Genomic DNA, 11,793 nt, shown 5'->3' on the forward strand with positions numbered 1-11,793 from the left:
GGCCGTGATCGCGACCGGCGCCCGCATCGACCGCGACACCGTGGTGCCCGACGGCGCCCGGAAGGGCATCGACGAGGCGAGCGAGAGCGGCCGCCGCGCGGCCTGACCCCCACGACCCTGTTCCGCCGGCTCCCCGGAGCGGCGGAATAGGGTCGTTCCATGTTCGAACTCCACCACCTCAGCGCCCAGGAGCAGTGGGACTGGCTGCAGCGCGGAGAGGTCACGCCTCTCGAGCTCGCCGATCACTACCTCGCCCGGATCGAGCGCTGGAACGGGGAGCTGGGCGCCTTCGCCACGGTGACCGCCGATCGGGCGCGGGAGCGGGCATCAGCGCTCGGCACGGGGCCCGGAACCGCTCCGCTCTGGGGCCTGCCGAGCGGCGACAAGGACCTCTGGCGGCGCGCGGGCGTGCGGACCGCATCCGGATCGCGGCTGCGCGAGCACCACGTGCCCACCGCCTCCGACGAGATCGTCGAGGTGCTCGACGCGGCGGGAGCGGTCAGCCTCGGCAAGACCGCGACGCCCGAGTTCGGGATGCCCTCCTACACCGAGACGCGCATCGGCCCGCCCGCCGTCACGCCCTGGGACACCCGCCTCGGGGCCGGCGGATCCAGTGGAGGAGCGGCGGTCGCCGTCGCCGCGGGACTGCTGCCGTTCGCCCCCGCCTCGGACGGCGGCGGGTCCATCCGCATCCCCGCCGCGGCCTGCGGCCTGGTAGGACTGAAGCCCTCCCGCGGACGTGTCGCCGCGCTCTCCGGCATCGGCGGAGTCGGCGGCCTGACGGTCGCCGGGCCGATCACCCGCTCGGTCGCCGACGCGGGCCTCCTGCTCGAGGGCATGCTGGAGCGGACGAACGGCCGCCTCCCGCAGCGCTGGTCGCTCGGCGCGCCCGGTGACGGCGACGGCTCGTTCCTCGGCGCCGCGGTGCGCGGAGAGGGGCGCTTCCAGATCGGCGTGCTGACGGACTCGCCCTGGGACGAGGAGTACGAGATCGCTCTCGCTCCGGAGGCGCGCGCCGCGCTGGACGAGGGGATCGCCGCGCTGGCCGCGCTCGGCCACGGGCTCGAGGAGGCGTCGCTCCCCCCGAGCGCCCCGTACCCCGCCGCGTTCCGGACGCTGTGGCAGAGCGGCGCCGCGACCCTGCCCGTCGAGGGCGCGGACCTCGATCTGCTGGAGCCGCTGACCCGCTGGCTGGTGGAGGAGGGACGCCGGCGCTCCGCCCGCGAGATCGTCGAGGCGGCGTCCTGGCTCTCGGGCTACGAGCGCGCGGTGATCGCGGCGTTCTCCGGCGTCGACGCGGTCCTGACGCCGTCGCTGGCGATGACGCCGCGTCCCGTCGGCTGGTACGACCTCGAGGATCCCGAGCGCAATTTCGAGCAGCAGTGCCTCTACACGCCGTACACGTCCTTCGTGAACGTGAGCGGCCTCCCCGCGATCACCCTTCCGCTGAGCACCACGGAGGAGGGCCTGCCGATGGGAGTCCAGCTGATCGGGCGACCCGGCGGCGAGGCGACGCTGCTGGCGATCGGCGCACAGCTCGAGCGGCGGGCGCGCTGGCAGAGGCGGCACCCGCCGCAGTGGTGACGGGGGAGGCCGCAGCGGTGACGGGTCCGGGCGCGGCCGCACGGCGGATGGTCAGGTCCGGCTCTGGTCACTGAGGTAAGCCTTGCCTATACTCGGACACGATGTGCATGTTCGAGGACCGCGACGGCTCCGCGCCGGTCGACGTGAAGCAGTTCCTGATCGCGGGCGACGAGACCGTCGTGCCGTGGATCCAGAGCATCCTCGACACCCTCCCCGCGAACGCCCGCGGCCAGGTCTTCGTCGAGGTCGACGACGCGCACGGACTGCCGCCGCTCGCCGCCCCCGGACGGGTCTGCGTCACCTGGCTCGGCCGCTCCGAGCGCTCGGGCGCCCCCGGCACCGGTGAGCGATGCTCCCGCGGAGTCGCACTCGACCGCGCGGTCCGGGCCTGGGTCGGCGAGATGTCGGTCGTCGACGGCGACTACCCGTGGGCCGACGGCCGCCACGACTTCTGCGCCTGGATCGGCGGGGCCGGCCCCGTCGTCGCCGAGCTCGCCGCCGACGTCGAGGCGCGCCTGCGCACCTCCGCCGAGCACGCCGCGCGCTGACCGTCCGCCGGGCGTCCCGGCTGAGTGTTAGGCAAGGCTTACCTTCTGTGCGAGACTGAGGCGATGCCCCCGACGACCGCCGCCCCCGCCCGACCGGCCTACCGGCCGTACCTCGCGACCGTCGCCGCAGCGACCCGGATCGCCCCGCACTTCATCCGCGTGACCCTCACCGGCACCGGCCTCGACCACGTCGGCTGCACCGGCCCCGACCAGCGCATCAAGCTCGTCGTCCCCACCGCCGCCTCCGACGCCCCCGCCTTCCTCGCCTCCGTTTCGGACCCCGACGGACCCGACGGACTCGACCCCGACTGGTACGGCCGCTGGCGACAGCTCCCCGACGAGCTCCGGAACCCGCTCCGCACCTACACCATCCGCGCCGTCCGCCCCGAGGACGCCGAGGTCGACATCGACTTCGCCGCCCACGGCGACACCGGACCGGCCTCCGCCTGGGTCGAGAGCGCCCGTGCCGGCGACCAGATCGTCATCATCGCGCCCGACACGCGCTCCGACCTCCCCGGCGGCGGAGTCGAGTTCCACCCCGGCGCCGCCACCTCCCTCCTCCTCGCCGGCGACGAGACGGCCGTCCCCGCCATCGCCGCGATCCTCGAGAGCCTCGACGACGACGCCACCGGAGCCGCGTTCCTCGAGGTCCCCACCGCCCACGACCGCCTCCCGCTCCGCCACCCCGCTGGCGTCCACGTCACCTGGATCGTCCGCGCCCACGCGGCAGCCCCCGGAGCGGCCCTCGGCGACGCGGTCCGCGCCTGGGCCACCCGCTTCCTCACCGCCCACCACCGCGGCGTGGACGTCAGCGACATCGACGTCGACCACGAGATGCTCTGGGAGGTCCCCGACGAGAGCACCGACCCCGGCCTCTACGCCTGGATCGCCGGAGAAGCCGGCGCCGTGAAGCTGATCCGCCGCTGCCTCGTCACCGAGCTCGGACTCGACCGGAAGCGGGTGGCGTTCATGGGGTATTGGCGCCTCGGCCGCCAAGAGTCCAACTGACCCGGAGCGCCGCAGGGCGACGTTCTGCGGCGTTGTCGTCGGGCGCGATACCGCCGGTATCGCTTCCTCCTCCGCCTTGCAGAACGACGCCCTGCGACGCTCCGGGCACTGCTCGAAGAGGATCGGCGCGCCGGAGGCGCGACCGCGGGGGACGGCGCGCCGGAGGCGCGACCGCAAGGGGGACGGCGCGCCAGGGGCGCGACCGCAGAGGATGCGGCGCGCCGGGGGCGCGACCGCGGGGGGGACGGCGGGCTGGAGGTGCGACCGCGGAGGACGATGCTGATCGAGTGGATCTCGCAGAGGGCGTCTCGAGAGTCACTGCCGACGGACTTCGCGCGTGATCGAGCGGTTCTCGGGTGCCTGGCGAGTCGGGCGACCGCGCCCGGACATGCTCATCGGGTAGCCCTCGGAGAGGGAGTTTCGAGATCCACGCCCGACCGATTTCGCGGCTGATCGAGCAGCTCGCGGGCACAGACCGAGTCGGGCGACCGCGCGCAGACCTGCTGATCGGGCAGCCCTCGGAGAGGGCGTGTCGAGATCCACCCGACGAGCGCGCCGGGTGCTCCGCGCCGCCCCGGCGTCGAGTCGGCGGCGGCGGGGAGCGGCAGCGGGCTACAGGGTGGGCGAGACGCCCACGAGGCGGCTGGAGAGGGTCCAGAGGTCGTGGGCGAGAGCGCGGTCGCGGGCCTGGGGGTTCAGGGAGCCGTGCGGCGTCAGCTGGTCGAAGTAGGTGCCGCTGGCGGCACCGACGTCGGGCTCGGAGGCGAGGGTGATCAGCGGCACCGCACCCGCCTCGGCGGAGATGCCGAAGGAGCCGACCGAGAGGCTCGTCATCAGCTTCATCATCGTGCTGTCGGCACCGAAGCTCGTCGAGACGACGCCCGGGTGGAACGAGTACGCGTCGACCGACGTCGTCAGCAGGCGCTCCGCCAGCTCGCGGATGAAGAGGATCGTCACCAGCTTCGACGTGCCGTACGCCCGCCAGCCGCCGAGCCACGGACCCCGGCGGTTGTCGAGGTCGTCGAGCCTCAGGCGACCGAAGCGGTTCGCGAGGCTCGCCGTGGAGACGACGCGGACGCCGGCCCGCTCCCTCGAGGTCTCGATCATCCGCGGGAGCAGGAGCCGCGTGAGCAGGAACGGCGCGAGGTGGTTGCTCTGGATCGTCCGCTCGTGGCCGTCGACCGTCTCGGCGCGGTGGGAGACGAGCCCGCCCGCGTTGTTCGCCAGCACGTCGATCCGCTCGTAGCGCTCGAGGAGGCCGTCGGCCAGGGCGCGGACGTCGTCGAGCCGGTCGAAGTCGGCCAGGAACGCGTCCCCTCCCACGTCGGCGGCGACCGCGCGGGTGCGCTCGGGGTTCCGCCCGACCACGGCCACGCGGGCACCGGCGGACGCCAGCGCTCCCGCCGCGACCCGGCCGATGCCGGAACTGGCTCCGGTGAGGACGACGACGCGCCCCGTCATGTCAGTGACCACGGAGATATCCGCCCTTCTCGAGACCGGCTTCGATCTCGAATCGATTGCGCAGCGGATCGCGACCCGCCACCGTGTACGCGAACGGGAACCACATCCCGTAGAGCCGCCACTGCTCCTTGTGCACGGCCTCGTGCTCGAGGACGCTGTCGGAGACGTTGGTGCCCGTGAGGTAGCTCGTGCCGACGCAGGACCCTCCGCGGCCGAACGCCCAGGAGGGCAGACCGGTGAAGACGACGAGGCCGTGGCTGCGCCGGATCGGGCCCGTGCTCCACAGCGCGCCCCAGGCGAGTCCGACCGCGCACGCGAAGAGGTAGCCCGGCCGGGTGATCGCCGGATCCAGGGCCACCGTCGCGACGGCTCGACGGAGCGCGCTCACGCGCTGTCGCGTCCGTAGGTCTCGAGCAGCCTCAGCCAGACCTCGCTGATCGTCGGATAGGAGGGGACCGCGTGCCAGAGGCGCGAGAGCGGCACCTCGCCGACGACGGCGATCGTCGCGGAGTGGATCAGCTCTCCGACCTCCTTGCCGACGAAGGTGACGCCGAGGACGACCTTCCGGTCCTCGTCCACGACCATCCGCGCGGTGCCCGTGTAGCCGTCGGCGGCGAGGGCGGCGCCGGCGACCGAGCCGATCTCGTAGTCGACGACGCGGGTGCGGTAGCCGGCCTTCTCGGCGGCCGCGGCGGTCAGGCCGACCGACGCGACCTCGGGGTCGGTGAAGACGACCTGCGGCACGGCCTCGTGGTCCGCGGTCGCGACGTGCGCTCCCCAGGGGGCGTCGTGGACCTCGGCACCGGTGGCGCGCGCGACGATCACGTCGCCTGCCGCACGGGCCTGGTACTTGCCCTGGTGCGTGAGCAGTGCGCGGTGGTTCACGTCGCCCACCCCGTAGAGCCACGGACGCCCGCCGCCGAGGGGAGCACCGTCGCCGCCCAGCACGAGCATCGTGTCGTCGACCGTCAGCGAGGAGCCGGGCTCGAGGCCCACCGTCTCGAGGCCGACGTCGCGGGTGTGCGGGGCGCGGCCGGTCGCGGCGAGCACCTGGTCGGCCTCGATGACGTCGCCGCCCTCGAGCGTCACCGCCACGGTGCCGTCGGACCGGCGCTCGACCGAGACGGGCGAGTCGCCGAGGCGCAGGTCGACGCCGAGCTCCTGGAGCGCCGAGCCGACGAGCTCGCCGGCGAAGGGCTCGAACGGCGCGAGGAGTCCGCTGCGGGCGACGAGCGTGACGGAGGAGCCCATGCCGGCGTAGGCGGTCGCCATCTCGGTCGCGACGACTCCGCCGCCGATGACGACGAGGCGCCGCGGCACCTCCTCGGCCGAGGTGGCCTCGCGGCTCGTCCAGGGGGATGCCGCGCGCAGGCCCGGGATGTCGGGGACGACGGCGGTGGTGCCGGTCGCGACGGCGACGGCGGAGCGGGCGCGGAGCACGCGCACCTCGCCGTCGGGTCCGGTCACGGTGACCTCGCGCTCGCCGCTCAGGCGGCCGTGCCCGCGGACGAGCTCGATGCCGGCGCCCTCGAGCCACTGCACCTGGCCGTGGTCGTCGAAGTGGCTGGTGAAGGAGTCGCGGCGGGCCAGGAGCGCGGGCACGTCGACTCCTCCGCTCACCGCCTGCGCCGCGCCGGGGAGATCACGGGCGGCGCGGAGCGCCATCGGCGGCCGCAGCAGCGCCTTCGAGGGCATGCACGCCCAGTAGGAGCACTCGCCCCCGACGAGCTCGCTCTCGACGACGGCCGCGGTGAGGCCGCCCTGGACCGCGCGGTCCGCGAGGTTCTCGCCCACCGGCCCTGCTCCGATGACGATGACGTCGAACTCGTCCGTCGTGCTGCTCATGCTGTCTCCCTGGGGTTCTCGGAGGCGTCGAGCCCCGTCGTCGGTGGGTGCCCGGCGCTCAATGCGCCGGCACGATCTCGGCCCGCCAGCCGTCGTAGCGGCCGCCGTGGCTCTCGACCGCCTCGATCACCTGGCGGAGGAACGCGGTGGTCGACTCCGCGTCGACCGCGGCGTGGTGGCTCGCGACGAGGACCTGCCTCAGCCTCAGCCGCGAGATCGCGATCTGGAAGCCGGAGGCCACGAGGACGCGCCCGGCGCGCCGTGCGGTGCTGCGGCGGGAGAAGACGGCGAAGTGGTCGACCTCGCGCAACTCCCACACCTGGTCGCCGTAGCGGAGCCGGATCTCGAGCTGCTGCGCGGCCCGCTCCTGCTGCGCCTCGAGGGAGGAGCCGCCGGGCGCCGTGACGGTGGTGCTCTCGTCGCTCATCGTCCGGTGAACTCCGCCGTCGTGCGCTGGAGGAAGGCCTCGGTGCCGATGCGCGCGTCCTCGGACGCCGCGAGACGCGCGAGCGCCCCGGGGAGCGCGGCCGCGGCCTCGGCGTCGGACGCGGCGACCGCGAGCCGGGCACTGGCCAGGGCGGCCTGCACGGCGAGCGGCGCCTGCGCGGCGATCCGGGCGGCCAGAGCCCAGGCCGCCTCGGCGACCGTCCCGTCGGGGACGACCTGCTGCACGAGGCCGATGCGGTGGGCTTCCTCGGCGTCGAAGAGGTCGCCGGTGAGGATCCAGCGCATCGCGTCGCCCCAGCCGACGGCGCGGGGGAAGCGCAGCGTCGCTCCGCCGAAGGGCAGGATGCCGCGGGCGACCTCGATCTGGCCGAAGCGGGTGGACCGCTCGGCGAGGACGACGTCGCTCGCGAGCGCGAGCTCGATGCCGAGCGTGAGGCAGGTGCCCTGGAGGCCGATGACCACCGGCTTGCTCACGGGGCGGGTGCGCAGGCCCCAGGGGTCGAGCCCGCCCTCGGGCACGAAGTCGAGGCCGTCGGAGCCCAGGCGGGGCCCGATGTCGGCGAGGTCGAGCCCGGCCGTGAAGTGCCCGCCCTCGGCGAGGACGACGCCGGCGCGCAGCTCCGGGTCGCGGTCGAGCTCGCCGTACGCGGACGCCAGCTCCGCGAGCAGCCGCAGATCGGCGGCGTTGCGCTTCTCGGGCCGGTCCAGCACGATCGCGAGCACGGTCCCGCGCCGCTCGGTGCGCACGCGCGGTCTCTCGTCGCTCATCGTTCCTCCGCTCGGTCGCGTCCGACCATCTTGCCGGGTGCCGCCGACACGCGCTCGGGCTTGCGCGCCGATGGCAGGGCTCTCTCAGGCCCCGCGGGACAGAGCGCCGAGGAGGCGGAGGATCGTGGGCAGGTCGTCCTCGGCCGCGGTCGGCGACGACGGGGCGAACGAGGTGACGCCGGCGCCCGCGAGCGGGAAGCGGGACCGGAGGGCGTCGAGGCTCGCGACGAGGCGCGAGGCGGGAACGCCGAAGGGCACCGGGTCGAACAGCCCGGCGAGATCGGCGGGGTCGAGCACGTCCAGATCGAGGTGCACGTAGACGGAGGCGGCACCGGTCGCCTCGACCGCCGCGACGAGCGACTCCGGGTCGAGGGCGTCCGCGGGCAGCACCGCGGCGCCCCGCTCGACCAGCCGCTCGAGCTCGCCGTCGTCGGCGGAGCGGACACCTCCGAGGACGACGCGCTCGTCGGCCACCCGCTCCTCGGCGCCCGCGCTCAGGAGGCCGACGCCGCGTCCCAGCGCGGCCGAGAGGACCATGCCGCAGAAGGCGCCGCTGGGGGAGGACTCGGGAGTGTGCGCGTCCGGGTGGGCGTCGAGCCAGACCAGCGCGACCGGGCCCGGTGCCGAGCGCACGGCGTGCCCGATCGCCGCGAACTCGACGCCGCAGTCGCCGCCGATCGTGATCACGGGACCGGTGCGGCCCGAGAGTGCCTCGCGCACCCGCTCGGCGACGGTGGCGACCGAGGCGTAGCGGCGGATGCCGGTGTCCTGGGCGTCGCCCGCCTCGGCGGGGATGTCGAGGGTCGTGGTGGCGGAGGAGGGCAGATCGCCCCGGATCGCCTCGGCTCCGTCGACGAGGCGCATCGCGCGCGTCGACGCCGAGCCCTGCCACTGGGGGACGACGAGGAAGGAGGCCATGTCCCTCACTATGGCACGCGCGCCGGTGCCGGGTGCCTGCGTGCTCAGGCCGCGGGCAGGCCTCCGGGGACGGCTGCTGGGCGGAGCGACGGGGGTGCGCCGTCGAGGTCGACCAGGGCCTCGTCGAGCGCGGAGCGGGCGCGGTCGGCGGCGGCGCGGGCCTCGTCCAGAGCGCCGGCCGGATCGCCTGCCGCACGGCGCACCGCGGTGTCCAGCTGCCCGAGTGTCTCCTCCGCGAGGATCCGGGGTGCCGCGGTGATGCGCTCGCCGTGCACGGCGGCCAGGAGCAGCACCGACTCGGCACCGAGCCGGGCCGCGGTGCGCGCCGCCTCGAACAGGAGGAGCTGGCGCTCGGCCTGGGCTCGCGGCTCGCGGTACCCGGAGACGACGGCGTCCAGAGCGGAGTCGGCGTCGAGCAGCAGGACCAGCAGCGCGGCCGGATCGTGGCGGGCGCCGGCCGACCGGGCGTCGTCGGCGTCGAGGAGGAGCGACCGTGCCGCGGCGCACGCGACGGCCACGTCGGCGGCGGAGGCGAGCTGCGCCGAGGTGCGCAGGTCCGAGAGGGTGGCGGCCCGCTCCAGGTCGTCCCGCACGGAGCGCTCGACGCCGCTCAGCTGCACCTCGGCGCGGGTCACGAGCCCGACCAGCGAGTCGACCGCGTCGAGCAGGGCGCCGGGATCGGGGGAGCCGCCGGCGGCGACGTGCTCGACGGCCTCGCGCAGCGGTCGGACCCGGCGCTCGGGAGTGGTCCCGGCGAGGACGGAGACCTCGGAGCGCGCCTGCTGCACGCGCTCCGGGAGGGACGGGCTCGGCGAGGTCACTCCGTGATCGTACGGCCGGAGTGTGACACCGCGTGACACGGCGGTTCGACCAGCGGCGGCGGCGTGCCCAGGATGGAGTCATGACCCGCTCGCTCGCCATCGTCGAGGTCGCCCGCGTGCGACCGGGCCGCGAGGAGTACCACGCCTACGTGCAGATCCTGAACGGCCGCATCCTCGCCCTCGCGCACGAGCGCGGCTGGCGGGCGGAGCGCTTCGCCGCCGAGGAGCTGGGCACGGAGGAGCTGCTGGCGCGCACGGCGGGGGCGGATGCCCTCGTCCTCGCGGGCGGCGAGGACATCGCTCCCGAGCAGTACGGCGCCGACCGCGGCTACCCGGCCGAGGGCCCCCACGCGGAGCGCGCCGACGCCGCCCAGATCGCGCTGGTGCACCGGGCGCTGGCCCGCCGGACCCCGCTGCTGGGCATCTGCCGCGGCCTGCAGATCGTCAACGTCGCGCTCGGCGGCACGCTGGTGCAGGACCTGGGGCCGGAGGCGGAGCACGTCAACGCGGCGGCCCCTGCTCACCAGCGCATGCACCGGCACGAGGTCGAGCTCGCGGCGGGCTCCGTGCTCGGCGGGCTCTTCGGATCCGAGGCGCTCGCGGTGCAGAGCGCGCACCACCAGGCGGTCGACCTGCTCGCTCCGGGGCTGCGGGTCGTCGCCCGGGCGGAGGACGGCGTGATCGAGGCCGTCGAGCACGTCGCGGCCCCCCTCGTCGGCGTGCAGTGGCACCCCGAGGACCCGGACGCTCCCGCCGGTCAGCTGGCGACGCTGCTCGACGGGCTGGCGCTCGCCGCCGCCCGCGGGGAGTTCGCGCTGCCCCTCGCCGCCTGAGCGGCCGGGGCTCCCCGCGGGCGACCGGGCTCAGCGGGCCAGTCGGGCCATCCACGCCTCGATGTCGTCGGCCGAGCGCGGGATGCCGGCCGAGAGGTTCTCGGCGCCGTCGGAGGTGACGAGCACGTCGTCCTCGATCCGGACGCCGATGCCGCGCAGCTCCTCCGGGACCGTGAGGTCGTCGGGCTGGAAGTAGAGGCCGGGCTCGATGGTGAAGACCATGCCCTCCTCGACCAGTCCGTCGAGGTACATCTCGCGCCGTGCGCGGGCGCAGTCGTGCACGTCGAGTCCGAGGTGGTGGCTGGTGCCGTGGACCATGTAGCGGCGGTGCTGCTGGTTGTCGGCCTCGAGCGCCTCCTCGGCGCTGACCGGCAGCAGGCCCCACTCGGCGGTGCGCCGCGCGATGACGGCCATCGCCGCGGCGTGAACCTCGCGGAAGCGGATGCCGGGGCGGACGATCGCGAACGCGGCGTCGGCCGCCTCCCGCACCGTCTCGTGCACCCGGCGCTGGGCGTCCGTGTAGCGGCCGTCCACCGGGAAGGTGCGGGTGATGTCGGCGGTGTAGTAGCTGTCCTGCTCGACGCCGGCGTCCAGCAGCACCAGCTGGCCGGGGCGCACCGGCCCGTCGTTGCGCGTCCAGTGCAGGATGCAGGCGTGGGGGCCCGCCGCGGCGATGGTGTCGTAGCCGACCGCGTTGCCGTCGGCGCGCGCGCGTCCGTTGAAGACGCCCTCGATCAGGCGCTCGCCCTTCTCGTGGGCGATGATGCGCGGCAGGTCGGAGAGGACGTCCTCGAAGCCGCGGCCCGTCGCGTCGACGGCGGCGCGCAGCTCGGCGATCTCGTAGGCGTCCTTGACCAGGCGGAGCTCGGCGATGTCGCGCTCGAGCGCCGCGTCGCGGTCCGCCCGCTCGTCGGCCTCGACCGCGTCGAGACGGCCGGTCACCGCCGGGTCGGCCTCGCGGAGCACGGCGAGGGGGACGCCGTCGTGCGCGTCGAGGACCGCGTCGAGCTCGGCGATCCCGCGGGTGGCGAGGCCGAGATCGCTCGCGACCTGCGCGAGCGACGGACGCGGCCCGATCCAGAACTCGCCGATCTCGGGGTTGGCGTAGAACTCGTCGGAGTCGCGGCCCGCGCGCTCGCGGAAGTAGAGCGTCGCGCTGTGGCCGGACCCGGCGGGCTCGAGGACGAGCACCGCGCCGGGCTCGGAGTCGGAGCCCCAGCCGGTGAGCCAGGTGAAGGCCGAGTGCGCACGGAACGGGTAGTCGGTGTCGTTCGCGCGCTGCTTGAGGCGGCCCGCCGGGATGACGATGCGCACGCCGGTGTGCAGCGCGGAGAGGCGCTCGCGGCGGGAGGCGGCGAAGGACGCCTGCTCGCGCGGAGCAGGCAGCGGCTCCTCCCGCTCGGCCCAGCCGGACGCGATGAAGTCGCGGAAGCGGTCGGAGGCGGGGGTCGTCGAGCGGTTCGCGGTGTCGCGGAAGATCGTGTTCGCGAAGGCGTTGTAGGTCGAGACGGTGGCGGCCTCGAACGGGTCGGGCGCCGACTGCCCGGGCGCGAGCGGGAG

Annotated in this window: 12 protein-coding genes; 4 read left to right on the forward strand and 8 right to left on the reverse strand. The window is 75.0% G+C overall.

What is annotated here, in order from left to right:
* Positions 1 to 159: 159 nt before the first annotated feature.
* From C5C33_RS17275 to C5C33_RS17285, 3 genes are all read left to right on the forward strand, one after another.
* Positions 160 to 1,584, forward strand: coding sequence for an amidase (locus tag C5C33_RS17275; RefSeq protein ID WP_104261724.1), 1,425 nt, complete (start codon positions 160 to 162; stop codon positions 1,582 to 1,584).
* A 101-nt stretch (positions 1,585 to 1,685) separates the two neighbouring features.
* Positions 1,686 to 2,132 (forward strand): SIP domain-containing protein, encoded by a 447-nt coding sequence (locus C5C33_RS17280; RefSeq protein ID WP_104261725.1) that lies wholly within the window; start codon positions 1,686 to 1,688, stop codon positions 2,130 to 2,132.
* Between the two features lie 63 nt (positions 2,133 to 2,195).
* Entirely contained in the window at positions 2,196 to 3,140 is a 945-nt protein-coding gene (locus C5C33_RS17285) for a siderophore-interacting protein (protein ID WP_104227424.1), read from the forward strand.
* A 612-nt stretch (positions 3,141 to 3,752) separates the two neighbouring features.
* Here C5C33_RS17285 and C5C33_RS17290 read toward each other — a convergent pair.
* From C5C33_RS17290 to C5C33_RS17320, 7 genes are all read right to left on the reverse strand, one after another.
* A complete protein-coding gene (locus tag C5C33_RS17290) occupies positions 3,753 to 4,613 on the reverse strand; it encodes an SDR family NAD(P)-dependent oxidoreductase (RefSeq protein ID WP_244230659.1) in 861 nt (286 codons plus the stop codon).
* Positions 4,603 to 4,989 (reverse strand): Fe-S oxidoreductase, encoded by a 387-nt coding sequence (locus C5C33_RS17295; protein ID WP_104227423.1) that lies wholly within the window; start codon positions 4,987 to 4,989, stop codon positions 4,603 to 4,605. The genes C5C33_RS17290 and C5C33_RS17295 overlap by 11 nt, the downstream gene beginning before the upstream one ends.
* Positions 4,986 to 6,446, reverse strand: a complete 1,461-nt coding sequence (locus C5C33_RS17300; RefSeq protein ID WP_104261726.1) for an NAD(P)/FAD-dependent oxidoreductase — start codon at positions 6,444 to 6,446, stop codon at positions 4,986 to 4,988. Before C5C33_RS17300 ends, C5C33_RS17295 begins: the two co-directional genes overlap by 4 nt.
* A 58-nt stretch (positions 6,447 to 6,504) precedes the next feature.
* The gene (locus C5C33_RS17305) at positions 6,505 to 6,873 is read right to left on the reverse strand and encodes a ribonuclease E inhibitor RraB (RefSeq protein ID WP_104256200.1); all 369 of its coding nucleotides are present in this window, start codon (positions 6,871 to 6,873) and stop codon (positions 6,505 to 6,507) included.
* Positions 6,870 to 7,661: a crotonase/enoyl-CoA hydratase family protein gene (locus C5C33_RS17310; protein WP_104256199.1), complete on the reverse strand. Its 792-nt coding sequence runs from the start codon at positions 7,659 to 7,661 to the stop codon at positions 6,870 to 6,872. Before C5C33_RS17310 ends, C5C33_RS17305 begins: the two co-directional genes overlap by 4 nt.
* Before the next feature lie 84 nt (positions 7,662 to 7,745).
* Positions 7,746 to 8,579, reverse strand: coding sequence for an arginase family protein (locus C5C33_RS17315; RefSeq protein WP_104248221.1), 834 nt, complete (start codon positions 8,577 to 8,579; stop codon positions 7,746 to 7,748).
* A gap of 44 nt (positions 8,580 to 8,623) precedes the next feature.
* Positions 8,624 to 9,400, reverse strand: coding sequence for a hypothetical protein (locus tag C5C33_RS17320; protein ID WP_104239623.1), 777 nt, complete (start codon positions 9,398 to 9,400; stop codon positions 8,624 to 8,626).
* An 80-nt stretch (positions 9,401 to 9,480) separates the two neighbouring features.
* On the opposite strand from C5C33_RS17320, the gene C5C33_RS17325 reads away from it, so the two are divergent.
* Positions 9,481 to 10,233: a gamma-glutamyl-gamma-aminobutyrate hydrolase family protein gene (locus tag C5C33_RS17325; protein WP_104261727.1), complete on the forward strand. Its 753-nt coding sequence runs from the start codon at positions 9,481 to 9,483 to the stop codon at positions 10,231 to 10,233.
* A gap of 30 nt (positions 10,234 to 10,263) precedes the next feature.
* On the opposite strand, the gene C5C33_RS17330 is transcribed toward C5C33_RS17325, so the two are convergent.
* Positions 10,264 to 11,793, reverse strand: a 1,530-nt coding sequence (locus C5C33_RS17330) for an aminopeptidase P family protein (RefSeq protein WP_374953831.1), incomplete at its 5' end; no start/stop codon positions are given.

The sequence above is a fragment of the Rathayibacter sp. AY1H3 genome, assembly GCF_002932015.1.